We start from the raw sequence: 21,112 nt of genomic DNA, 5'->3' as shown, positions 1-21,112 counted from the left end.
TCAGCCGGCGGCCGAGCCGCGCCGCCGGGCCTTCACGTCAAAGCAACGACGCCAGCAAAGGCGCGGCGAACAGGTTCAACAGCCCGGTGAGCACCATCACCAGCCCCGCTACCGAGCCTTCCTCGCCCCCGACTTCGTGGGCCCGGCTGACCCCGGCGCCATGGGCGCCGACCCCGAACAGCGCACCCCGGGCCAGGGCGCTGCGCAGGGGCAGCCAACGCAATAGCACGCCGCCGAGCATGGCGCCGAAGACCCCGGTGAACATCACGAATACCGCCGTCAGCTCAGGCACGCCACCCAGGTCGTGGGCCAGGGGCATGGCGAACGGAGTGGTGATCGAGCGTGGTACCAGCGACAGGGTCACCGAGCTGTCCAGGGCCAAGAGCCGGGCCAGGCCGAAGGAGCTGCCGATGGAGGCCGCGCTACCGGCCAGCATGCCCAGCAGCAGTGCCGACCAATGGCGCATCAGCAACTGGCGCTGCTGCCAGATGGGAATGGCGAAGGCCACGGTCACCGGGCCCAGCACCAGCATCAGCCAGTGGGTATTGGCGGCATATTCGGCGTAGGCGGTGTGCAATGGCACCGCGACCGCCAGCAGCAGCGCCGGCACCAGGATCAGCGGCGACAACAGGTAGCGCCCGGTGCGCCGGTAGATCCAGCGGCTGAACAGATAGGCGCCGAGGGTCAGCGCCAGCCAGAACATCGGCATCGCCTCAAGCTTCATGGCGCATCCTCCAGCGACACACCAGTTCCACGGTCAGCGCGGTCACCAGCATCACCAGCAGGGTGCTGACGCCGATCACCAGCAGGATCCGCCAGCCGTCCTGGCGCAGCAGGCCGCCGTAGTCCAGCAGGCTCATCAGCGCCGGGATGAAGAACAGCAGCATCTCGGCCATCAAGAGACCAGCGCCCAATTGCAGTGCTGCCGGCTTGACCCAGCCCAGGGCAAAGGCCAGCAACAGCATGGCCAGGCCGATGACCCCGCCGGGAATCGGCCAGGGCAGCCAGGTAGCCAGTTGGCAGCCGAGAAAATAGATGGCCAGCAGCACCGCCAGCTCGCAAAGCAGGCGGCCCAAGCGTTTCAAGGTGGGAATGTTCATGGTGGTTCGGTCCTCTCGGGGACCTATTTTATGAAAAGCCCCTTCATCACCGAAGCGAATTGTTAGACTGGAAGCCATTCCAAACTGGAATTACCACCATGGATTTCAAGCAACTGCGCAGCTTCGTCGAAGTGATCCACCAGGGCGGCTTCACCCAGGCCGCCAAGACCCTGCATATCAGCCAGTCGGCGGTGAGCAAGCAGGTCGCCCAGCTGGAACAGAGCCTGGGCACGCCGTTGCTGGAGCGCCAGGGTTCGCACATCCACCTGACCGCCGCTGGCAACGTGGTGCTACAACGGGCCGAGGGCATGCTGCGTCTGCGCAATGAACTGCTCAGCGAACTGGACGACCTGAGCCACATGACCCGGGGCGAGCTGCGCCTGGGCCTGCCGATGCTGGGCAGCGATACGCTGTTCGCCAGCCGCTTCGCCGAGTACCGGCGGCGCTATCCGAATATCCAGGTGCATTTGCTCGAGGGCGGCAGCTTGAACGTCGAGCAGGCGGTACGCAGCGGCGAGCTGGAACTGGGCGGCAGCCTGACTCCCAAGGATCCGGCCTTCGCCTACCAGCCGTTCTGCGATGAGCCGCTGGATGCCCTGCTGCCCGCCGATCATCCGCTGGCGATGAATGCCAAGGTGCGCCTGGAGGAGCTGGCCGATACCCCGTTCCTGCTGTACCAGCGCAGCTTCGTGCTCAACGACCGCCTGCTCCAGGCCTGCCAGCAGCTGGGGTTCACTCCCAGGGAAGGTGGGCGCAGCGGCCAGGCGGACTTCCTCGCGGCGCTGGTGGCGGCGGGCCAGGGCGTGGTGCTGCTGCCCAGCGTGGTGGCCCGGGCCCTGGTACGCCCGGGCGTGGTACGCCTGACCCTGAAGGCTCCGGAGTACCTGCGCTGGGACATTGCCTTCATCTGGCGCGAAGGGGCCTACCTGTCCAAGGCCGCACAGGCCTGGCTGGCGCTGCTACGGGAACAGCCAGTCAGCCCCGCAGTGCGCTGACCAGCTCCGCCAGCCAAGGCTCGGCGTCGGTTTCCGGGGTCACGGTCTCGCTGGCGTCCAGGCGCAGCATCGGCAGCACCTCGCGTACGCCCAGTTCGGCGAACAGCTCGCGCATCTGCTCGCCGCCACCGCAAAAGGTATCGCCATAGCTGGAGTCACCCAGGCCGATCACCGCCCCGGGCAAACCGCGCCAGGCGGCCGGTAGTTGATCGCGAATGCTCGAGTACAGCGGCAGCAGGCTGTCCGGCAACTCGCCCATGCCGGTGGTCGAGGTCACGGCCAGGAACGCCTCTGGCGCGAACGCCTGGACATCGGCCAGGGTCGCACGGGGGTTGTGCCAGGCCTGGAAGCCCGCGGCGTCGAGGAGTTTGGCGGCATGCTGGGCGACTTCTTCAGCCGTGCCGTACACCGTGCCGGAAAGGATGGCGACTTTCATCAATCTGATCCTGAAGCTGACTAAAAGCCTGGGATATTAACAGCTACGGAGTAAAATCCCGTCTTCGCTCGCCCTCAGGCTGCAAAGCAGCTGTAGACACAATGCCAGCATGCCTTAGAATCCAGCCCTTGCCGATCGAAGACGGAACTCCGGGATGATCAACGCCCACTTGCTGCAACGGATGATCAACGCCTCCAACGACGGGATTGTGGTCGCCGAGCAGGAAGGCGAGGACACCATACTGATCTATGTGAATCCGGCCTTCGAGCGGCTGACCGGCTACAGCGCCGATGAAGTGCTGTACCAGGACTGCCGTTTCCTGCAATCGGGCGATCGGGACCAGCCAGGCTTGCAGGCGGTCCGCCAGGCCCTGAAGGAGGGCCGGCCGTGCCGCGAGGTGCTGCGCAACTATCGCAAGGACGGCAGCCACTTCTGGAACGAGCTGTCGATCACCCCGGTATTCAACGACAGCGACCGGCTGCACTATTTCATCGGGGTGCAAAAGGACGTCACCGAACAGGTCAAGGCCCAGCAGCGCCTCTCGCAGGTGGAGCAGCAACTGGCCGAGGCCCGGGCTGAACTGGCCGCCCTCAAGGCGACCAACGGCCCTAATAAGTCGCAGGTTTAGTGGTCGTAGGGGTATCCCCGCTGACTTGTCTTCCACCTTCCGAGCAACATCATGCAGCGCGACGCCCTTCTCACTCAGGATGAACTGGACTTCATCCGGAGCATCCAGCACAACCCGCACCTTAATGTGCGCGACACCACATCCAGCCTGCTGGTCAACGGCGGCTCGCAGATCCGTGACTTGCTGACACGCCTGGCGGCCAACGAGAAGGTCACCATCCAGGCGCATTTCGACAATCAGCAGATGACCTTCCCGCTGCACCTGGTCGAAGACGAATTCCACGCCTTGCACCTGCGCCTGGGAGTACCGAGCATCTTCGAGGACGGCCCCATGGTGCGGCCATGGCGCCTGGGCCTGGAAGAACCGGTGGCCCTGGAGAATGCCAAGGGCCAGCCCGGGCGCCTGTGGGTGCGGGAAGTGTCGTTCAAGGGGGTGCTGCTGGAGGTCCGCAACAAGACCCGGCCGCCCAGGCAGTTCGCCCAGTGGTTCAGCCCCTCGGGATATGAGCGGATCGCCCTGCGCGGGCACTTCGAGCGCGAGACCGAGGCGGGTTTCTACGCCTATCGCCTGGAGCAGGACGATGCCGAGGAAACCGAGCGCCTGCGCCAATTCATCCTCCAGCAACACCGCCATTCCCACCCCGCCCTGCACGCCTGAGGCATCCGCGCGCGGTGTCAGGTATCCAGGTGCCCGCCGAGGAATTGCCGCAGGCGCTGCTGCATCAACCGCCCCTCTCCACCCAGGCAGGCCACTGGCGACTCCGCCAGGCTGTCCTGGGCCAGGTCCGCGGCATCCCCGGCCAGCATCAGTGGGCAATCCAGGGTCAGCGCCAGGCGCTTGAGACGCTTGGGCAGCTCGGCCGTCGGCGCATGGTTGGAGAACACCACCAGGGCCTGGGGCTTGAGCTTTTCACAGACCAGGGTCAATTCCTCCAGCGGTACTCCCGGCCCCAGCACCTGTACGCCGAGCTGGTCGTGCCCCAGCAGCAGCGCCGCCACCAGCAGCTCCAGCTCACGGCATTGCTGGTTGAATGCGGTGAGCAATAGCGGCTGCGAGTCTGTGCGCTGCAACAACAGGCGCTGGCTGATTCGCGAGCGCAGGAAAGCATCCAGGAACAGCCATTCGCTGGTATGGCCGAAGGTGTCGCGTTGCTGCAGCAGCTGCTTCCAGAACGGCAGGAAGATGTCCTGGAACACCACCGGCAGGGCATAGCTGGAGAACACCTGGCCGTAGATCCGCTCCAACTGCTCTTCATCGAAGGTATTGACCGCCAGCTTCAACTGATCGCGCCACTGGGCGTATTCATCCTGCTGGCCATCGTCGGCCGAAGCCTTGAGCTGGGTCTGGACGGCGCGGTTCTTGGCCATGATCCGCCCGACCTTGCTCACCGCCACGCCGCGCTCGATCCAGCCGAGGATCTCGCGCACCGCCTCAACATCGTGCATGGAATACAACCTGTGCCCACTTTCGGTGCGCGTCGGCTGGATCAGACCGTAGCGTCGTTCCCAGGCCCGCAGGGTCACGGGATTGATGCCGGTCAGGCGGGAAACCTCGCGGATCGGGAACAGCTCGTCCTGCGCGAGGGCGTCCGGAGCCTGGTGGGTGACGGAAGGTGCAATGGTGGCGGGCATCTGGGGGAGAGAACACCGATGGACAAAATGGCCGTCATTCTACTCTCCCAGGGTGCCGAAGCTTCAAGGGCGGGAATATCCGACCACTGTCATTGGTACATCCGTGCCAATCAGGAATAATCCTTGCTTGTCCAAGGTGCGGCCCGACACCCCGGTGCCCCGTCAACGACTGCCTTACCCAGGCAGCGTATTGGTTTTACGGAGATACATGATGTCTACCTCACCCGTCACCCTGATGGTGGCCCGGCGCGTTGCCGATGGTCGCTACCAGGACCTGATCGCCTGGCTGCGCGAAGGCGAGCAACTGGCCACCGACTTTCCCGGCTACCTGGGCTCCGGCGTCCTGGCCCCTCCGCCCGGCGACGATGAATTCCAGATCATCTTCCGCTTCGCCGACGAACAGACCCTGCACACCTGGGAACACTCCGCCTCGCGTACCGCCTGGCTGGCCCGGGGCAGCGATCTGTTCGCCCATCCACTGGAACATCGGGTCAGCGGTATCGATGGCTGGTTCGGCGCCGCCGGACAGCGTCCGCCGCGCTGGAAGCAGGCCGTGGCGATCTGGCTGGCGTTCTTCCCGGTCTCGCTGCTGTTCAACTTCGTCCTCGGCCCGCTGCTCAACGACCTGGGCATGTTGCCCCGGGTGTTCGTCAGCACCTTGGCCCTGACTCCACTGATGGTCTACTTCTTCATCCCGCTGTCCACCCGGCTGCTGGCCAACTGGCTCAACGCCGCCCCGCCCCGCCGGCTGCCCGTGGCGCCTTCGACGCAGAACTCCTGAGCCTCGCCCAAGCCGGCCACCGCCTACCACGGAGCGGTGCCGGCTTGCTGCCGATCCATCCCACGCTCGGACGCCCCCGCTGGTATAGTTCTGCCCTACCCGCCGACGCGAGCCCGCCATGAACGCTTCCTCCGCACCGATCCTGATCACCGGCGCCAGCCAGCGTGTCGGCCTGCACTGCGCGTTGCGCCTGCTCGAAGACGGGCATCGGCTGATCGTCACCTACCGCAGCCAGCGCCCGGGGCTCGAAACACTGCGTGAGCAGGGCGCGACCCTGCTGTTCGCCGACCTGTCCTGCGAGGCCGGGATCATGGCCCTGATCACCGAGCTCAAGGCCCACACCGACAGCCTGCGGGCGATCATCCACAACGCCTCGGAATGGCTCGAGGAAAGCCCGGGCCAGGAAACCGAGGCCTTCGCCCGGATGTTCGGCGTGCACATGCTGGCGCCCTACCTGATCAACCTGCACTGCGCCCAATTGCTGCAGGCCTGCAGCCCGGCGGACATCATCCACATCAGCGACGACGTGACCCGCAAGGGCAGCGCCAAGCACATCGCCTACTGCGCCAGCAAGGCCGGCCTGGACAGCCTGACCCTGTCTTTCGCCGCCAAGTACGCCCCGACAATCAAGGTCAACGGCATCGCACCGGCCCTGCTATTGTTCAATCCCGACGACGACGCGGCGTACCGCGCCAAGACCCTGGCCAAATCCGCACTGGGCATCGAGCCCGGCGCGCAAGTGATCTACCAGAGCCTGCGCTACCTGTTGGACAATCCCTATGTCACCGGCACCACCCTGACCGTCAACGGCGGGCGGCACGTCAAATAGACCGGCCCCGCGAGGACCTTGCATGAGCCTTTCCCTGCCCCAGCACTACCGCGAGATCCTCAAGGGTCTCGGCGAAGACCCCGAGCGCGAGGGTCTGCTCGATACGCCCAAGCGTGCCGCCAAGGCCATGCAGTACCTGTGTCATGGCTACGAGCAGTCGCTGGAGGAAATCGTCAACGGCGCGCTGTTCGCCTCCGACAACGACGAGATGGTGATAGTGGCCGACATCGAGTTGTACTCCCTGTGCGAACATCACCTGCTGCCCTTCATCGGCAAGGCCCATGTGGCTTATATTCCCACGGGCAAGGTGCTGGGGCTGTCGAAGATCGCGCGCATCGTCGACATGTTCGCCAGGCGCCTGCAGATCCAGGAAAATCTCACCCGGCAGATCGCCGACGCAGTGCAGAGCGTGACCCAGGCCGCCGGCGTCGCCGTGGTGGTCGAAGCCAAGCACATGTGCATGATGATGCGCGGTGTCGAGAAACAGAATTCCACCATGCATACCTCGGTGATGCTCGGCGCCTTTCGCGAATCGAGCACCACTCGCCAGGAATTCCTGCAATTGATTGGACGGAGCAAGTAAATGCCACAACTTCAGCCAGGAATGGCTCGTATCCGAGTCAAGGACCTGCTCCTGCGGACCTACATCGGAATCAACGAGGAAGAAATCCTCAACAAGCAGGATGTCCTGATCAACCTGACCATCCTGTATCCCGCCCAAGATGCGGTGCGCGACAACGACATCGATCACGCGCTGAACTATCGCACCATCACCAAGGCCATCATCGCCCACGTCGAGGGCAACCGCTTCGCCCTGCTGGAGCGCCTGACCCAGGAACTGCTGGACCTGGTGATGAGCAACGCCTCGGTGCAGTACGCCGAGGTCGAAGTGGACAAACCCCACGCCCTGCGCTTTGCCGAATCGGTATCCATCACGTTAGCGGCAAGTCGCGATCCAGCCTGACCACCGCCTCAAGCGACAAGCTCCATATCCCCCCAGGAGCTTGTCCCCCCTCGGAGAATCCCATGACCGAACAACAACGCCTGGAACTGGAAGCGGCGGCCTTTCGCCGCCTGGTGGCCCACCTGGACAACCGCAAGGACGTGCAGAATATCGACCTGATGAACCTTGCCGGGTTCTGCCGCAACTGCCTGTCCAAGTGGTACAAGGCCGAAGCCGACCAGCGCCAGATCGAGGTCAGCCTCGATGACGCCCGTGAAGTGGTGTATGGCATGCCCTACGCCGAGTGGAAGAATCTCTATCAGAAAGAAGCCAGCGCCGAGCAGCAAGCGGCGTTCGCCAAAGGAAAACCCCATGACTGACCTGAACACCCTGCGCGCCAGCCTCAACAGCGGCGAACACGCCTTTGCCGACACCCTGGCGTTCATCGCCGCCGGTTATGACTACCAGCCCCAGGCGTTCAACAATGGTGGCGTGGAAAACGCCGCCGGGCAGAACGAAGGCTCGTGCAAGACCCTGGGCCTGGCCCTGCTGGAAGGCCTGAGCGACGCCGAAGCATTGCTGGCATTCGGCGAGCACTATCGCTCGGTGCTGGCCACCCCGCAAGGCAGCGACCACGGCAACATCCGCGCCCTGATCGCCCATGGCCTGGCCGGAGTGAAGTTCAACGCCCAGCCGCTGACCCGCCGCTGATCCACACCGGCAAGACCATCACCCATAAAAAAACCGGCTTGCGCCGGTTTTTTCATTTCAGGACGATCAGAACGAAGCGTTCTGCAGGCCGTCCAGGTAACGCTCGGTGTCCAGGGCCGCCATGCAACCGGCACCGGCCGAGGTGATGGCCTGGCGGTAGACGTGGTCAGCCACGTCGCCGGCGGCGAAGATGCCCTCGACGCTGGTAGCGGTGGCATTGCCTTCACGACCGCCCTGCACGACCAGGTAACCGTCCTTGAGCGCCAGCTGGCCTTCGAACAGCGAAGTGTTCGGAGTGTGGCCGATGGCGATGAACACGCCGTCGACTTTCAGCTCGTCGAAGCTGCCATCGTTGTTCTTCAGGCGGGCACCGGTCACGCCCATGTTGTCGCCCAGCACTTCGTCCAGGGTCGCGTTGAGCTTGAGCTCGATCTTGCCTTCGGCAACCCGGGCGTGAAGCTTGTCGATCAGGATCTTCTCGGCGCGGAAGGTATCGCGACGGTGGATCAGGGTGACCTTGCTGGCGATGTTGGCCAGGTACAGGGCTTCCTCGACAGCGGTGTTGCCACCACCGACCACGGCCACTGGCTTGTTGCGGTAGAAGAAACCGTCGCAGGTGGCGCAGGCGGAAACGCCCTTGCCCATGAAGGCTTCTTCCGATGGCAGGCCCAGGTAGCGAGCGCTGGCGCCGGTGGCGATGATCAGGGCGTCGCAGGTGTAGGTGCCGCTGTCACCGGTCAGGGTGTAGGGCTTGGCGGCGAAGTCCACGGCATTGATGTGATCGAAGACGATTTCGGTTTCGAAGCGCTCGGCGTGCTCGCGCATCCGCTCCATCAGCGCCGGGCCGGTCAGGCCGTGCACGTCGCCCGGCCAGTTGTCGACTTCGGTGGTGGTGGTCAGCTGGCCACCGGCCTGCATGCCGGTGATCAGCAGTGGCTTCAGGTTGGCGCGGGCGGCATAGACCGCGGCGCTGTAACCGGCAGGGCCGGAACCGAGAATAATCACACGCGAATGACGTACATCAGACATGACTCACTCCTATCGACCGGCCCGGCTGCCCTGGCGCGGAACGCCGGATTGCCGGCTGGAATAAAAAAGGACGGCGAAACCTTGGGGAAGGCTAAAACTCGTCCGTCCAAAAAATAATGGGTGCAGCGTATAGAGGGGGCGAAGATTAAGGAAATACGGTTTAACAATCCAGCTCATAGGCGGTCTCTATCTTCTGAAGACCAGTATGAAGAGGTCTTTGTTACCGTTGATGTCGCCCTATGCGCCGCACTTTCGTCCCTTGTGCAAAGCCGGTAAGGTCGGCGCGTTTTCCTTCTGCTCGGAGCCTTCTATGCCCGCCCCTGTCTTGTCCGGCCCGCAATACCTGCGCGAGGGCCTCAAGTTGATCCTCACGCCCGGCCTGCGCCTGTTCGTGCTCTTGCCGCTGCTGGTCAACCTGGTGCTGTTCGTCGGATTGATCTATTTCGCCGGTCATCAATTCAGCCTCTGGGTCGACGCCCTGATGCCGACCCTGCCGCAATGGCTGAGCTTTCTCAGCTACATCCTGTGGCCGCTGTTCGTGGTGCTGGTAGTGCTGATGGTGTTCTTCAGCTTCACCATGCTGGCCAATATCATCGCCGCCCCGTTCAACGGCTTCCTCGCGGAAAAGGTCGAGACCGTGGTCCGCGGCACCGATGATTTCCCTCCCTTCAGCTGGGGCGAACTGCTGGCGATGATCCCCCGTACCCTGTCCCGGGAGATGCGCAAGCTGGGCTACTTCCTGCCCCGGGCCATCGGCTTGTTCATCCTCTCGCTGATCCCGGTGGTCAACCTGGTGGCCGCGCCGCTGTGGCTGTTGTTCGGTATCTGGATGATGGCCATCCAGTACATCGACTACCCGGCGGACAACCACAAGATGAGCTGGCAGGACATGCTCGCCTGGCTGCGGGCCAAGCGCTGGCAGAGCCTGGGCTTCGGCGGCATCGTCTACCTGGCGCTGATGATTCCCTTCGTCAACATCCTGATGATGCCCGCCGCCGTGGCCGGGGCGACCCTGTTCTGGGTCCGCGAGCGCGGTGTGGATAACTTGCCGGGCCAACCACGCTGACCCCTTCCTGCACCTCAGAGGACCTGCGCTTTGGCCTCATCGCGAGAGCTGAAGCGCTGGCGGTAATCCTGGGCGTTGATGCCGAAAACTCGCTGGAATGCACGACGGAATGTCGCCTCGCTACCCAGGCCGCAACGTAGGGCGATCCGCTTGAGCGGCCACGGGGTTTCATCCAGCAGTTGCCGGGCCGCTTCCACCCGGATCCGCTCCACCGCCTTGGCCGGCGTAGTGCCGGTCTGCTCTCGGTAGTGACGCAGGAAACTGCGCTCGCTCATTCCCACCCGCTGCGCCAGCACTGCCACCGACAGATCCTGAGCGACATGTTCGGTGATCCAGGCATGCAACTGGGCAAAACCGCCAGCACGGTGCTGCAGGAACAGCGGCACACTGAACTGCGCCTGGCCGCCTGGGCGCTTGAGAAAAACCACCAGGTAGCGGGCGATTTCCAAGGCCAGCTCATGACCCAGGTCCTCTTCCACCAGGGCCAAGGCCAGGTCGATGCCGGCCGTGACCCCGGCTGAAGTCCAGATCGGCCCGTCGTTGACGAAGATCGAATCGGGCTCGACCCGGACCAGGGGAAAGCGCCGGGCCAGTGCTTCGCAGCGGCTCCAGTGAGTCACGGCACGCCGACCATCGAGCAGTCCCGCGGCCGCCAGCAGAAAGGCACCATTACAGATCGACACCAACCTGCGCGCCACCAGCGCCCTCTGTCCGATCCAGCGTGGCAGGGCGCCATCCCGGCAGGCCGCCCCCACTCCCTGGCCACCGATCACCAGCAAAGTGTCGCAGGGCGACTGGACATCAGGTAATGGCAGCGGGGTGAGCTCCAGCCCCTCGGAAGACAGCAATGGTGCCTGGGCAGCAATCACAGTGACGTCATAGGCCGCGGCTTGGCCGGCGAATGCCAGCAGCTCATTGGCGGTAGCGAACACCCGCAGGGGGCCCGATAGATCGAGCATGTTCACTGCGGGAAACACCAGAAACTGAATGAGCCTGGGCGGCTGCGACATGACCTGGATACCTGGAAGGATTTGGCGTGAATTGTCGCATTTTTGGCAAGAACGCCAAGTGCAGGCTGATTAAGGTACGTCCAGCCCGGCACCCGCCGCGGCACAATCCAAGGAACCTCAGATGCTGATCGAACCAGGAACACCTCTAAAAGTCGGGATTCTCATCGCCCCGGGGTTCGCCCTGATGGATATCGCCGGCGCCCACTCGGTGTTCGGCATGGCACCCAATACCGAACTGCATGTGCTGTGGAAGGATCGCCATCCGGTCATGGCCATGCCGGACTTCCCCTGCCATGCCAGCACGACGTTCGACGAATGCCCGCCCGACCTCGATGTGCTGGTGATAGGTGCGGTGGGCACGGCGGCGATCGAAGACCCGCAATTGATCCAGTTCCTGCGTGAACAGTGCCCACGTACCCGCTTCGTCATCTCCATCTGCGCCGGCGCCCTGCTGCTGGGCGCCGCTGGTTTCCTGGAAGGACGCCGGGCGACCACCAACCTGCACCTGACCCATACCCTGGAAGCATTCGGTGCCACGGCGGTCAGCGGTGGCGAAGTAGTGATCGACGGCCCACTGTACAGTGCAGGCCCTGCCACCGGCTCCTTCGAGACGGCGTTGATGGTACTGGCTCGCTTGCGGGGCGAGCAGATCGCCAAGCTGTTGGAACTGACCATCGAGTACCACCCTCGCGCACCTTTCAATGTCGGCACCCCGGAGCTGGCCGGCCCCGAACTGACCCGCCAGACCCTGGAGTTGTATGCGGATTTTTTCCGCCGGAGCACCGAGACCGCCCTGAAGCACTATCGCAACGCCCTGCAACCGCAGCGCTGAGCGGTCATAAATCCATCATCCCAAGGTCACAATGACGACATGGCCCCAGCCGACACTGGGGCCATGAGCACAGCCCTGCATATCACTCTCATCACAGAGACCTTCCCGCCGGAAATCAACGGTGTGGCCAATACCCTTGGCCGCCTGTGCGATGGCCTGCGGGCCCGTGGGCATCAGGTGGAACTGGTGCGCCCGCGCCAGGGTTGCGACCAGAGCCGGCGCAGCGACGAGGCCCTGCTGCTGTGCCGGGGCTGGCCGTTGCCGGGGTACCCGGGGTTGCAGTGGGGCCAGTCGTCGATGCACAAGCTGCTGCGCCGCTGGAAACGCCAGCGCCCGGATGTGCTGTACATCGCCACCGAAGGGCCCCTTGGCTTATCCGCGCTACGGGCGGCCAAGCGCCTGGGGATCTCGGTGGTCAGCGGCTTCCACACCAATTTCCAGCAGTACTCCAGCCAGTACGGCCTGGGCTTGCTGACGCGCTTGCTGACCCACTACCTGCGCTGGTTCCACAACCGCTCGAAACTGACCCTGGTCCCCAGCGCCAGCCAGCGCCTGGAGCTGGAGCGGCGCCACTTCGAACGCCTGTCCCTGTTGTCCCGGGGCGTCGACAGCCAGTTGTTCCACCCGGCCAAACGGGTCAATGAGCTGCGCGCCAGCTGGGGCCTGGAGCCGGATGACCTGGCGGTGATCCATGTCGGGCGCCTGGCGCCGGAAAAGAACCTGGGCCTGCTCAAGCGCTGCTTCGAACAACTGCAGGCGACCTATGCGCAGCGCAAGATGAAATTGATCGTGGTGGGCGATGGCCCGCAACGGGCCAGCCTGGAGCGCAGCCTGCCCCAAGCGCTGTTCTGCGGTAGCCAGCGCGGCGAAGCCCTGGCGGCCCATTACGCCTGCGGTGACGTGTTCCTGTTTCCCAGCCTTACCGAGACCTTCGGCAACGTGGTGCTCGAGGCCCTGGCTTCAGGCCTGGCAGTAGTGGCCTACGATCAGGCTGCGGCGGCGCAACATATCCGTCACGGCTACAACGGCGTGCTGGCGATGCCGGGTGACGAGAATGCCTTCTGCGATGCCGCCAGCTGGCTGCTGGAAGAAACCGAGACCCTGCGCCGGGTACGCCTCAACGCCCGCCAACACGCCAGCCGCCAAGGCTGGGCAACGGTGATCGAACAGTTCGAGGAGCAATTGCGCAGCGCCTGCCAAGAGGCGCCAACGGCGGCCCTCCAGGCCGTGGCCGGGGCGACCGGCCTGGTAGAGGACGACAGCGAGACGCTCGGCGTGGCGAGGGGGTTGCCCCCCTCGCCACCCGGAGCCGGTGGTTAGACCAGGGTTGTCAGCGCGTCACGGCTGAACGGCAGGATTTCCTGGTCACGCCCGTCCCGGACCTTCTGCGCCCAGTCCGGATCCACCAGCAGTGCGCGGCCTACGGCCACCAGGTCGAACTCGTCGTTATCCAGGCGTTGCAGCAGGTTCTCCAGGCTGGCCGGTTGCGCCACCTTGTCGGTCTTGACCATGAACTGCAGGAACTCGCCATCCAGGCCAACGCTGCCCACGGTGATGGTGGGCTTGCCGGTGAGCTTGCGGGTCCAGCCGGCCAGGTTCAGCTCGGAACCTTCGAACTCCGGCTCCCAGAAGCGCCGGGTCGAGCAGTGGAAGATATCCACGCCAGCCGCCACCAATGGCTTGAGGAAGGCTTCCAGGGCCTCTGGGGTCTCTACCAGGCGGGCGGTGTAGTCCTGCTGCTTCCACTGGGAAAAGCGCAGGATGATCGGGAAGTCCGGGCCAACGGCAGCACGCACGGCCTGGATCAGCTCGATGGCAAAACGCGAACGCTGGGCCAGGTCGCCACCGTACTCGTCGGTGCGCTGGTTGCTGCCTTCCCAGAAGAACTGGTCCACCAGGTAACCATGGGCGCCATGGATCTCCACGCCGTCCATGCCGATGCCCTGGGCATCCTTGGCGGCCTGGGCGAATGCAGCGATCACCTCCTGGATATCCTGGTGGGTCATGCCATGCACCACCACCTGGCCGTCCTTGAGTTTCTCGCACGGACCATAGCCCGGCACGCTGGCATCCGGCTCGGTGCCCAGGCGCCGCACGTTGCCCACATGCCACAGCTGCGGGACGATCTTGCCGCCCTCGGCGTGTACCGCGTCCACCACCTTCTTCCAGCCGGCCAGTGCCGCCTCGCCGTGGAACTGCGGCACATTGGGGTAGCCGTTGGATGCCTGGTGCCCGATGGTGGTGCCTTCGGTGATGATCAGGCCGACCCCTGCCGCGGCACGCCGGCGGTAGTACTCGATGACCTTGGAATTGGGCACGCCGCCCGGCGAGAACGAGCGGGTCATCGGGGCCATCACCACACGGGTCGGCAATTCCAACGCACCCAGGCGGAAGGGTTTGAACAAGGCTTGGACAGGCATGCTGCACTCCGACAGAAAAGGACTGGAGTCGAGGATCGACGCACAAGGCCGCGCCGGGTATAGCTCCCGGCGCACTTATGATGAGGATAATATTCGTCCCCCAAGGCACTGCACAGCACTATTGATTTGAGTGATCTGGAGGCAAAAACGCCGCTATGCAGCGGCGTCGGACAGGTAGCGCGGCAGGCCGGGCGAGCGCCCGGCGCGCGGAGTCAGCTCAGGGCTTTCTCGATGGCCTGGACCACTGCGGGATCATCGGGGGCGGTGCGCGGGGAGAAACGCGCCAGTACCCGGCCATCCTTGCCTACCAGGAACTTCTCGAAGTTCCAGGTGATGTCCCCGGGAAACTCCGCACCCTCGCCTGCCAGCAGGCGGTACAACTGGTGCCGCTCCGGGCCGTTGACCTCCAGCTTGCTGCTCAGGGGGAAAGTCACCCCGTAGTTGAGGCTGCAGAATTCCTGGATCTGTTGCTCGGTCCCGGGCTCCTGCCCGGCGAACTGGTTGCAGGGCAGGCCCAGCACGTTGAAACCCTGGGCCTTGTATTGCTGGTAGAGGTTTTCCAGAGCCGCATATTGTGGCGTCAGGCCACATTTGGAAGCGACGTTGACCACCAGCACGACTTGCCCCTTGAAGGGCGCGAGCGGCAGTTCCTGACCATCCAGGGCTTTCAGTTTAAGGTCGTGAAAAGCACTCATGACGAACTCCAAATTCCCGTGTTCTTGCAGAAGACAGCCTCTCGACAGTACAGCCAAAAGCCGCAGACTAAAAAGGCGCCCGCGGGCGCCTTTCGAGTAATCCTGAGCTTAGCGCAGAAACTCAGTGGTGATGACCACCTTCGCCATGGACGTGGCCATGGGCGACTTCTTCCTGGCTGGCATCACGGATGGCAACGACCTTGACCTGGAAGTTCAGGCGCTGGCCAGCCAGTGGGTGGTTGCCATCGACGGTCACGTCGTCGCCGTCCAGGTCACGGATGGTGACGATCTGCATCTGGCCGTCCGGAGCGGAAGCGTGGAACTGCATGCCCACTTCCAGCTCGTCGACGCCTTCGAACATGCTGCGGCTCAGGGTGCTGACCAGTTCGGCAGCGTATTCGCCGTAGGCGTCTTCAGGTTCCACGGCAACCTTAAGCTCGTCACCGACCTGCTTGCCTTCCAGGGCCTTTTCCAGGCCTGGGATGATGTTACCTGCGCCATGCAGGTAGACCAGCGGGGCGCCGCCGGCAGAGCTGTCGATGACCTCACCAGCGTCGTTGGTGAGGGTATAGTCGATGGAGACAGCCTTATTGGCGGCGATCAGCATGGGGCGAGACCTTTTGCATAAGAATGAAGAACGTCCAAGTTTAGCGAAGCAATCGCGCGAAAGCGAACGGAACCCGGACAAACGGAATATGCAGCAGCCCCCGACAATATGCGGTTTCCACCAGGACGAGGACGGCCACTGGGTGGTCGAACTGTCGTGCGGCCACACCCAGCACCTGCGCCACCAGCCACCATGGCAGTCACGCGCCTGGGTCCTGGACCCGGCGCGGCGGGCAGAAAAAATAGGCCGGCCCTTTGCCTGTGGCTGGTGTGCGCAGGACGCCGGAAACGATAACCTTAGCCCCTGACTACCGCGGCAGACGGCCAAAGACCGTCGCCCTTGCCATGCACCCTTCGAGAATTCGCATGCAAACTTTCTTCATCGCACCCACCGATTTTGGTGTGGGCCTGACCTCCATCAGCCTCGGGCTGGTACGCACCCTGGAACGCGCCGGCCTCAAGGTCGGTTTCTTCAAGCCCATCGCCCAACCGCATCCGGGCGACACCGGCCCCGAACGCTCCACCGAGCTGGTGGCCCGCACCCACGGTCTGAAACCACCACAACCCCTGGGCCTGGCCCATGTGGAGCGGATGCTGGGCGATGGCCAGCTGGACGAGCTGCTGGAAGAAATCATCACCCTCTACCAGCAGGCGGCCATCGGCAAGGATGTACTGGTCGTGGAGGGCATGGTGCCGACCCGTGCCGCCAGCTACGCGGCCCGGGTCAACCTGCACCTGGCCAAGAGCCTGGATGCCGAGGTGATCCTGGTCTCGGCCCCGGAAAACGAAGTGCTCACCGAGCTGTCCGGGCGGGTCGAGTTGCAGGCGCAGTTGTTCGGTGGCCCACGGGATCCGAAGGTGCTGGGGGTGATCCTCAACAAGGTACGCACCGACGAAAGCATCGAGGCGTTCAGCGCCCGCCTGAAAGAACATTCGCCGCTGTTGCGCAGTGGCGACTTCCGCCTGCTGGGCTGCATTCCGTTCCAGCCGGAGCTCAATGCCCCGCGCACCCGCGACGTGGCCGATCTGATGGGCGCCCAGGTACTCAACGCCGGGGACTACGAAACCCGGCGCATGACCAAGATCATCATTTGCGCGCGCACCATGCGCAACACCGTGGAGCTGCTCAAGCCCGGAGTGCTGGTGGTGACCCCGGGCGACCGTGACGACATCATCCTCGCCGTGAGTCTCGCGGCGATCAACGGCGTACCGCTGGCCGGCCTTCTGCTGACCAGCGGCACCCTGCCCGACCCGAAGATCATGGACCTGTGCCGTGGAGCGCTGAATGCCGGCCTGCCGGTGCTGTCGGTAAGCACCGGCTCCTACGACACCGCCAACCAGCTCAACGGCCTGAACAAGGAAATCCCCATCGATGACCGCGAGCGTGCGGAAATCATCACCGACTTCGTGGCCAGTCACCTGGACGCCGACTGGCTGCACCAGCGCTGTGGCACCCCGCGGGAAATGCGCCTGTCGCCGGCGGTGTTCCGCTACCAGTTGATCCAGCGCGCCCAGCAAGCCGACAAGCGCATCGTCCTGCCCGAGGGCAGCGAGCCCCTGACCGTGCAGGCCGCCGCCATCTGCCAGGCCCGCGGCATCGCCCGCTGCGTGCTGCTGGCCAAGCCGGACGACGTCCACGCCGTGGCTCGGGCCCAGGGCATCGAGCTGCCCGAGGGCCTGGAGATCCTTGATCCGGACCTGATCCGCGAGCGATATGTCGAGCCCATGGTAGCCCTGCGCAAGAGCAAGAGCCTGAACGCGCCGATGGCCGAGCAGCAACTGGAAGACCCGGTGGTGATCGGCACCGTGATGCTGGCCCTGGATGAGGTCGACGGCCTGGTTTCCGGGCTCGTCCATTCCACCGCCAACACCATCCGCCCGGCCCTGCAATTGATCAAGACCGCACCGGGCTGCACCCTGGTGTCCTCGGTGTTCTTCATGCTGTTTCCCGAGCAGGTGCTGGTTTACGGCGACTGTGTGATGAACCCCCACCCCAGCGCCAGCGAACTGGCGGAGATCGCCCTGCAGAGCGCCGATTCGGCAGCGGCCTTCGGCATCTCGCCACGGGTGGCGATGATCAGCTACTCCAGTGGCGACTCGGCCAGCGGCGAAGAAGTGGAGAAGGTCCGCGAGGCCACCCTGCTGGCCCATGAAGCCCAGCGCTCGCTGTTGATCGACGGCCCGTTGCAGTACGACGCCGCCGCCAACGAGAACGTCGCCCGGCAACTGGCCCCCAACAGCCAGGTCGCGGGCAAGGCCACGGTGTTCGTGTTCCCCGACCTGAACACCGGCAACACCACCCACAAGGCGGTGCAACGCAGCGCCGATTGCGTGAGCCTGGGGCCGATGCTGCAAGGCCTGCGCAAGCCGGTGAACGACCTGCCGCGCGGCGCCCAGGTGGACGATATCGTCTACACCATCGCCCTGACTGCGATCCAAGCTGCCAACCGACCCATGGATGCCTGAATGCTGGACTTTCTACCGGGTGCCGTACGCGGCACCATCGCCTCGCTGCTGCTGGCGCTCAACACTATTTTGCTGTGCTCGTTCCTGTTCTGCGTGGCGCTCTTCAAGGCCTTGCCGTTGCGCCTCACCCAGCGTTTCAGCCACTGGTTGATGAACCACACCCACGAGGCCTGGATCAGCAACAACAAGGCCTGGATGCAGCTGGTCTGCCGCACCCGCTGGCACGTGCAGGGCCTTGAAGGCCTGGATTACCAGCACTCCTACCTGGTCACCAGCAACCACCAGAGCTGGGTCGATATCCTGGTGCTGCAGTACGTGCTCAACCGGCGTATCCGCCCGTTGAAGTTCTTCCTCAAGCAGGAACTGATCTGGGTGCCGGTGATCGGCCTGGCCTGGTGGGCCCTGGGCTTTCCCTTCATGAAGCGCTACTCCAAGGCCTACCTGGAAAAGCATCCGGAAAAAAAGGGCAAGGACCTGGAAACCACCCGCAGGACCTGCGCGAAATTCCGCAGCAATCCGGTAGGTATCTTCAACTTCGTCGAGGGCACGCGCTTCACCGAGGCCAAGCATGCCCAGCAGCAATCGCCATTCAAGTACCTGCTCAAGCCCAAGGCCGGCGGCATCGCCTTCGTGCTGGATGCCATGGGCGAGCAGCTGCAATCGATCGTCGACGTGAGCATCCACTATCCGGCCGGCCGCCCGGGGTTCTGGGACTTGCTCAGCGGCAAGCTCAAGGACGTGGTGGTGCGTTTCGAAGAAGTGTCGATTCCCCAGCAGTTCATCGGGCGCAACTACGAACAGGACGCGGTTTATCGGCAGGCCTTCCAGGACTGGATCAACCAGCGCTGGCAAGCCAAGGACGCGCTGCTCGAGCAACTGCACCGGGAGTATCCGGGCAAGCGATGAAGCGCCTGCAAGGGCCGCTTCGCGTTCGAACAGACACAAAAAAGCCCGCAGACAGTCACCTGTCCGCGGGCTTTTTCTTGCAGCTTGAAGCTAGAAGCTCGCCGCTGCCCTTACCTTAGATCGCGCCGCGCTTGCGCAGCAGATCCAGCACTTGCTTGACGCCCTCCTCCAGCGACACGGACTGGGTGTCGATCACCAGGTCGGCATCCAGCGGCACGTCATAGGGGAAGGACTCGCCCGGAATGTTGTCGCCACCGGCGGCATAGAGGCCCTGGGGATCACGCTGGGCGCATACGGCTGGCGAAGCCTGGACATAGACCGTCAGCAGACGCTCCTTGCCGATCAGCCCCTTGACCTGCTCGCGACCTTCGGCACTGGGCGCCACGAACGCCGCCAGGGTCAACAAGCCCGCCTCGTTGAACTGACGGGCAACGTGAGCCGCACGCCGCCAGTTTTCGGTACGCCCGGCGCGATCCTGGGGCAGGCCCTTGTTCAGGTCGTGACGCAGGTTCTGGCCGTCGAGGACGAACACCGCCCGCCCCATATCGAACAGCTTGCGCTCCACGGCATAGGCCAAGGTGCTCTTGCCTGCGCCCGACAGGCCGCTGAACAGCACGGTGGCCGGCTGCTGGCCGAAGCGCTGGGCACGCTCCTCGGTGGCGACATGGGCCAGCTTGCCATGCTGGGAGGCGCTGCCGTGGGCCACAGGCTGGGCGATGATCATGCCGGCGCCAACGGTGCCGTTGGTAAGGCGATCGATGACGATGAACGCGCCCGTGGTGCGGTTGCTTTCATAACCATCCAGGGCGATCGGCGCGTCGAGGCTGACCTTGACCTTACCGATCTCGTTCAGTTGCAGGGCGCTGGCTGCACCCTCTTCCAGGGTGTTCACATCGACCTTGTGAACGATGCTGGCGATCGAACCCGGCACATAGCTGGTGGCGCGCTTGATGTCGTATTTCTTGCCCGGCAGCATCGGCTCCTCGGCCATCCATACCAGCATGGCTTCGAAGTTCTCGGTCACCGGCGGCACATTGTCGGCATGCACCAACAGGTCGCCCCGGGAGATGTCGATCTCGTCCTCCATGGTCAGGGTCACGGCCTGGCCGGGACCGGCCTGCTCCAGTTCGCCTTCGAAGGTGACGATGGACTTGACCCGGCTGCTCTTGCCCGAAGGCAGCACCACCACTTCGTCGCCCTTGTGCACGATGCCGCTGGCCAGGGTGCCGGCGAAACCACGGAAGTTCAGGTTCGGACGGTTGACGTACTGCACCGGGAAACGCAGGTCGGTGAAATTGCGATCGCCGGAAACCTCCACGGTCTCGAGGATTTCCATCAGCGACTGGCCGGTGTACCACGGCGAACGCTCGCTGCGGTTCACTACGTTGTCGCCCTTGAGCGCCGACATCGGCACGAAGTGCAGGCTGGTGGGCTGGATCTTCAGGCCCTTGGCGAACTGCAGGTAGTCGGCCTTGATCGACTCGAACACGTCCTGGTCGAACCCCTTGAGGTCCATCTTGTTGATGGCCACGACGATGTGCTTGATCCCCAGCAGGGAAGCGATGTAGCTGTGCCGGCGAGTCTGGGTCTGCACACCGTAGCGGGCGTCCACGAGGATGATCGCCAGGTCGCAGGTGGAGGCGCCGGTGGCCATGTTGCGGGTGTACTGCTCATGGCCCGGGGTGTCGGCGATGATGAACTTGCGCTTGGCGGTGGAGAAGTAACGGTAGGCCACGTCAATGGTGATGCCCTGCTCGCGCTCGGCCTGCAGGCCATCCACCAGCAAGGCCAGGTCGATGTCGTCACCGGTGGTGCCGACCTTCTTCGAGTCACGGGTGATGGCTTCCAGGTGATCTTCGTAGATCATCTTCGAGTCGTGCAGCAGGCGCCCGATCAGGGTGCTCTTGCCGTCATCCACGTTGCCGCAGGTAAGGAAGCGCAGCAGTTCCTTGCGTTCGTGCTGGCCCAGGTAGGCGAGGATGTCCTCGCTGATCAGATCGGATTGGTGCGACATGATGAAACCCTGAA

General features: G+C 64.0%; 25 protein-coding genes. 15 read left to right on the top strand and 10 right to left on the bottom strand.

The genetic code is table 11. From position 1 onward, the window contains the following. Positions 1-37: 37 nt before the first annotated feature. Positions 38-724: an LrgB family protein gene (locus GDH07_RS03165; protein WP_053134186.1), complete on the bottom strand. Its 687-nt coding sequence runs from the start codon at positions 722-724 to the stop codon at positions 38-40. Continuing rightward, positions 714-1,100, bottom strand: a complete 387-nt coding sequence (locus GDH07_RS03160; protein ID WP_022642365.1) for a CidA/LrgA family protein — start codon at positions 1,098-1,100, stop codon at positions 714-716. Before GDH07_RS03160 ends, GDH07_RS03165 begins: the two co-directional genes overlap by 11 nt. A 98-nt stretch (positions 1,101-1,198) precedes the next feature. On the opposite strand from GDH07_RS03160, the gene GDH07_RS03155 reads away from it, so the two are divergent. Beyond that, positions 1,199-2,095, top strand: a complete 897-nt coding sequence (locus GDH07_RS03155) for a LysR family transcriptional regulator (protein WP_022642364.1) — start codon at positions 1,199-1,201, stop codon at positions 2,093-2,095. On the opposite strand, the gene GDH07_RS03150 is transcribed toward GDH07_RS03155, so the two are convergent. Beyond that, a complete protein-coding gene (locus GDH07_RS03150) occupies positions 2,076-2,531 on the bottom strand; it encodes a flavodoxin (RefSeq protein ID WP_152896658.1) in 456 nt (151 codons plus the stop codon). The genes GDH07_RS03155 and GDH07_RS03150 overlap by 20 nt on opposite strands. A gap of 154 nt (positions 2,532-2,685) precedes the next feature. On the opposite strand from GDH07_RS03150, the gene GDH07_RS03145 reads away from it, so the two are divergent. Next, positions 2,686-3,159, top strand: coding sequence for a PAS domain-containing protein (locus GDH07_RS03145; protein WP_022642361.1), 474 nt, complete (start codon positions 2,686-2,688; stop codon positions 3,157-3,159). A 51-nt stretch (positions 3,160-3,210) separates the two neighbouring features. Beyond that, complete coding sequence (locus GDH07_RS03140; RefSeq protein ID WP_152896657.1) at positions 3,211-3,816, top strand: hypothetical protein; 606 nt, start codon at positions 3,211-3,213, stop codon at positions 3,814-3,816. A gap of 17 nt (positions 3,817-3,833) precedes the next feature. On the opposite strand, the gene GDH07_RS03135 is transcribed toward GDH07_RS03140, so the two are convergent. Then, complete coding sequence (locus tag GDH07_RS03135; protein WP_152896656.1) at positions 3,834-4,790, bottom strand: MerR family transcriptional regulator; 957 nt, start codon at positions 4,788-4,790, stop codon at positions 3,834-3,836. A gap of 211 nt (positions 4,791-5,001) precedes the next feature. Here GDH07_RS03135 and GDH07_RS03130 point away from each other — a divergent pair, with 211 nt between their 5' ends. The 6 genes from GDH07_RS03130 (at position 5,002) to GDH07_RS03105 (ending at position 8,054) form a co-directional block, all read left to right on the top strand. After that, positions 5,002-5,571 (top strand): antibiotic biosynthesis monooxygenase, encoded by a 570-nt coding sequence (locus tag GDH07_RS03130; RefSeq protein WP_053134180.1) that lies wholly within the window; start codon positions 5,002-5,004, stop codon positions 5,569-5,571. A gap of 118 nt (positions 5,572-5,689) precedes the next feature. Then, positions 5,690-6,400 carry a dihydromonapterin reductase gene (folM, locus tag GDH07_RS03125; protein ID WP_152896655.1) on the top strand — a complete coding sequence of 237 codons (711 nt, stop codon included), beginning with the start codon at positions 5,690-5,692 and terminating at the stop codon, positions 6,398-6,400. A gap of 22 nt (positions 6,401-6,422) precedes the next feature. Next, positions 6,423-6,983, top strand: coding sequence for a GTP cyclohydrolase I FolE (folE, locus tag GDH07_RS03120; RefSeq protein ID WP_022642355.1), 561 nt, complete (start codon positions 6,423-6,425; stop codon positions 6,981-6,983). Beyond that, positions 6,984-7,364 carry a dihydroneopterin triphosphate 2'-epimerase gene (folX, locus tag GDH07_RS03115; protein WP_031320912.1) on the top strand — a complete coding sequence of 127 codons (381 nt, stop codon included), beginning with the start codon at positions 6,984-6,986 and terminating at the stop codon, positions 7,362-7,364. 62 nt (positions 7,365-7,426) lie between these two features. Further along, on the top strand, positions 7,427-7,723 hold the full coding sequence (locus tag GDH07_RS03110; RefSeq protein WP_022642353.1) for a DUF1244 domain-containing protein: 297 nt from the start codon (positions 7,427-7,429) through the stop codon (positions 7,721-7,723). Continuing rightward, positions 7,716-8,054, top strand: coding sequence for a HopJ type III effector protein (locus GDH07_RS03105; RefSeq protein ID WP_022642352.1), 339 nt, complete (start codon positions 7,716-7,718; stop codon positions 8,052-8,054). Before GDH07_RS03110 ends, GDH07_RS03105 begins: the two co-directional genes overlap by 8 nt. A gap of 66 nt (positions 8,055-8,120) precedes the next feature. On the opposite strand, the gene trxB is transcribed toward GDH07_RS03105, so the two are convergent. Next, the gene (gene trxB / locus GDH07_RS03100; protein ID WP_053134173.1) at positions 8,121-9,083 is read right to left on the bottom strand and encodes a thioredoxin-disulfide reductase; all 963 of its coding nucleotides are present in this window, start codon (positions 9,081-9,083) and stop codon (positions 8,121-8,123) included. Between the two features lie 310 nt (positions 9,084-9,393). Between trxB and cysZ the strand changes: the two genes are divergently transcribed. Beyond that, a complete protein-coding gene (gene cysZ, locus GDH07_RS03090) occupies positions 9,394-10,149 on the top strand; it encodes a sulfate transporter CysZ (protein WP_022642351.1) in 756 nt (251 codons plus the stop codon). A gap of 14 nt (positions 10,150-10,163) precedes the next feature. Here cysZ and GDH07_RS03085 read toward each other — a convergent pair whose 3' ends face one another. Further along, the gene (locus tag GDH07_RS03085) at positions 10,164-11,159 is read right to left on the bottom strand and encodes a GlxA family transcriptional regulator (RefSeq protein WP_152896654.1); all 996 of its coding nucleotides are present in this window, start codon (positions 11,157-11,159) and stop codon (positions 10,164-10,166) included. A gap of 121 nt (positions 11,160-11,280) precedes the next feature. On the opposite strand from GDH07_RS03085, the gene GDH07_RS03080 reads away from it, so the two are divergent. Continuing rightward, positions 11,281-11,991 (top strand): DJ-1/PfpI family protein, encoded by a 711-nt coding sequence (locus GDH07_RS03080; protein WP_022642349.1) that lies wholly within the window; start codon positions 11,281-11,283, stop codon positions 11,989-11,991. A 39-nt stretch (positions 11,992-12,030) separates the two neighbouring features. Further along, a complete protein-coding gene (locus GDH07_RS03075; protein WP_152896653.1) occupies positions 12,031-13,311 on the top strand; it encodes a glycosyltransferase family 4 protein in 1,281 nt (426 codons plus the stop codon). On the opposite strand, the gene GDH07_RS03070 is transcribed toward GDH07_RS03075, so the two are convergent. From GDH07_RS03070 to GDH07_RS03060, 3 genes are all read right to left on the bottom strand, one after another. Beyond that, on the bottom strand, positions 13,308-14,411 hold the full coding sequence (locus GDH07_RS03070; protein WP_152896652.1) for an NADH:flavin oxidoreductase: 1,104 nt from the start codon (positions 14,409-14,411) through the stop codon (positions 13,308-13,310). The genes GDH07_RS03075 and GDH07_RS03070 overlap by 4 nt on opposite strands. Before the next feature lie 212 nt (positions 14,412-14,623). Continuing rightward, the gene (locus GDH07_RS03065) at positions 14,624-15,106 is read right to left on the bottom strand and encodes a glutathione peroxidase (RefSeq protein ID WP_053134161.1); all 483 of its coding nucleotides are present in this window, start codon (positions 15,104-15,106) and stop codon (positions 14,624-14,626) included. A 121-nt stretch (positions 15,107-15,227) separates the two neighbouring features. Then, complete coding sequence (locus tag GDH07_RS03060; protein WP_022642345.1) at positions 15,228-15,713, bottom strand: FKBP-type peptidyl-prolyl cis-trans isomerase; 486 nt, start codon at positions 15,711-15,713, stop codon at positions 15,228-15,230. On the opposite strand from GDH07_RS03060, the gene GDH07_RS03055 reads away from it, so the two are divergent. The 3 genes from GDH07_RS03055 to GDH07_RS03045 are packed head-to-tail and all read left to right on the top strand — an operon-like array spanning position 15,682 to position 19,084. After that, the gene (locus GDH07_RS03055; RefSeq protein WP_083456939.1) at positions 15,682-16,020 is read left to right on the top strand and encodes a DUF3565 domain-containing protein; all 339 of its coding nucleotides are present in this window, start codon (positions 15,682-15,684) and stop codon (positions 16,018-16,020) included. The two genes, GDH07_RS03060 and GDH07_RS03055, sit on opposite strands and share 32 nt — an antisense overlap. A 58-nt stretch (positions 16,021-16,078) precedes the next feature. Next, the gene (gene pta / locus GDH07_RS03050) at positions 16,079-18,178 is read left to right on the top strand and encodes a phosphate acetyltransferase (protein WP_022642344.1); all 2,100 of its coding nucleotides are present in this window, start codon (positions 16,079-16,081) and stop codon (positions 18,176-18,178) included. After that, positions 18,179-19,084 carry an acyltransferase gene (locus GDH07_RS03045; RefSeq protein WP_152896651.1) on the top strand — a complete coding sequence of 302 codons (906 nt, stop codon included), beginning with the start codon at positions 18,179-18,181 and terminating at the stop codon, positions 19,082-19,084. A 115-nt stretch (positions 19,085-19,199) separates the two neighbouring features. Here GDH07_RS03045 and cysN read toward each other — a convergent pair whose 3' ends face one another. Then, entirely contained in the window at positions 19,200-21,098 is a 1,899-nt protein-coding gene (cysN, locus tag GDH07_RS03040; RefSeq protein ID WP_152896650.1) for a sulfate adenylyltransferase subunit CysN, read from the bottom strand. Between the last annotated feature and the right edge of the window lie 14 nt (positions 21,099-21,112).

Origin of the sequence: Pseudomonas piscis (genome assembly GCF_009380155.1) — a bacterium.
In the GTDB taxonomy this organism is placed as follows: domain Bacteria; phylum Pseudomonadota; class Gammaproteobacteria; order Pseudomonadales; family Pseudomonadaceae; genus Aquipseudomonas; species Aquipseudomonas piscis.
The sequence above is the reverse complement of the archived record's forward strand: the minus strand, read 5'-3'. Positions and strand labels throughout refer to the sequence as shown.

What these genes read in the sequence shown, in the direction of transcription:
- GDH07_RS03075 (WP_152896653.1), top strand. Translation starts at nt 12,031, where the DNA reads ATGGCCCCAGCCGACACTGGGGCCATGAGCACAGCCCTGCATATCACT.
- GDH07_RS03135 (WP_152896656.1), bottom strand. Translation starts at nt 4,790, where the DNA reads ATGCCCGCCACCATTGCACCTTCCGTCACCCACCAGGCTCCGGACGCC.
- trxB (WP_053134173.1), bottom strand. Translation starts at nt 9,083, where the DNA reads ATGTCTGATGTACGTCATTCGCGTGTGATTATTCTCGGTTCCGGCCCT.
- GDH07_RS03070 (WP_152896652.1), bottom strand. Translation starts at nt 14,411, where the DNA reads ATGCCTGTCCAAGCCTTGTTCAAACCCTTCCGCCTGGGTGCGTTGGAA.
- GDH07_RS03140 (WP_152896657.1), top strand. Translation starts at nt 3,211, where the DNA reads ATGCAGCGCGACGCCCTTCTCACTCAGGATGAACTGGACTTCATCCGG.
- folM (WP_152896655.1), top strand. Translation starts at nt 5,690, where the DNA reads ATGAACGCTTCCTCCGCACCGATCCTGATCACCGGCGCCAGCCAGCGT.
- GDH07_RS03080 (WP_022642349.1), top strand. Translation starts at nt 11,281, where the DNA reads ATGCTGATCGAACCAGGAACACCTCTAAAAGTCGGGATTCTCATCGCC.
- GDH07_RS03150 (WP_152896658.1), bottom strand. Translation starts at nt 2,531, where the DNA reads ATGAAAGTCGCCATCCTTTCCGGCACGGTGTACGGCACGGCTGAAGAA.
- GDH07_RS03055 (WP_083456939.1), top strand. Translation starts at nt 15,682, where the DNA reads ATGGAGACAGCCTTATTGGCGGCGATCAGCATGGGGCGAGACCTTTTG.
- GDH07_RS03065 (WP_053134161.1), bottom strand. Translation starts at nt 15,106, where the DNA reads ATGAGTGCTTTTCACGACCTTAAACTGAAAGCCCTGGATGGTCAGGAA.
- cysZ (WP_022642351.1), top strand. Translation starts at nt 9,394, where the DNA reads ATGCCCGCCCCTGTCTTGTCCGGCCCGCAATACCTGCGCGAGGGCCTC.
- GDH07_RS03060 (WP_022642345.1), bottom strand. Translation starts at nt 15,713, where the DNA reads ATGCTGATCGCCGCCAATAAGGCTGTCTCCATCGACTATACCCTCACC.
- GDH07_RS03155 (WP_022642364.1), top strand. Translation starts at nt 1,199, where the DNA reads ATGGATTTCAAGCAACTGCGCAGCTTCGTCGAAGTGATCCACCAGGGC.
- GDH07_RS03110 (WP_022642353.1), top strand. Translation starts at nt 7,427, where the DNA reads ATGACCGAACAACAACGCCTGGAACTGGAAGCGGCGGCCTTTCGCCGC.
- GDH07_RS03165 (WP_053134186.1), bottom strand. Translation starts at nt 724, where the DNA reads ATGAAGCTTGAGGCGATGCCGATGTTCTGGCTGGCGCTGACCCTCGGC.
- GDH07_RS03160 (WP_022642365.1), bottom strand. Translation starts at nt 1,100, where the DNA reads ATGAACATTCCCACCTTGAAACGCTTGGGCCGCCTGCTTTGCGAGCTG.
- GDH07_RS03085 (WP_152896654.1), bottom strand. Translation starts at nt 11,159, where the DNA reads ATGTCGCAGCCGCCCAGGCTCATTCAGTTTCTGGTGTTTCCCGCAGTG.
- pta (WP_022642344.1), top strand. Translation starts at nt 16,079, where the DNA reads ATGCAAACTTTCTTCATCGCACCCACCGATTTTGGTGTGGGCCTGACC.
- cysN (WP_152896650.1), bottom strand. Translation starts at nt 21,098, where the DNA reads ATGTCGCACCAATCCGATCTGATCAGCGAGGACATCCTCGCCTACCTG.
- GDH07_RS03105 (WP_022642352.1), top strand. Translation starts at nt 7,716, where the DNA reads ATGACTGACCTGAACACCCTGCGCGCCAGCCTCAACAGCGGCGAACAC.
- GDH07_RS03145 (WP_022642361.1), top strand. Translation starts at nt 2,686, where the DNA reads ATGATCAACGCCCACTTGCTGCAACGGATGATCAACGCCTCCAACGAC.
- GDH07_RS03130 (WP_053134180.1), top strand. Translation starts at nt 5,002, where the DNA reads ATGTCTACCTCACCCGTCACCCTGATGGTGGCCCGGCGCGTTGCCGAT.
- folE (WP_022642355.1), top strand. Translation starts at nt 6,423, where the DNA reads ATGAGCCTTTCCCTGCCCCAGCACTACCGCGAGATCCTCAAGGGTCTC.
- folX (WP_031320912.1), top strand. Translation starts at nt 6,984, where the DNA reads ATGCCACAACTTCAGCCAGGAATGGCTCGTATCCGAGTCAAGGACCTG.
- GDH07_RS03045 (WP_152896651.1), top strand. Translation starts at nt 18,179, where the DNA reads ATGCTGGACTTTCTACCGGGTGCCGTACGCGGCACCATCGCCTCGCTG.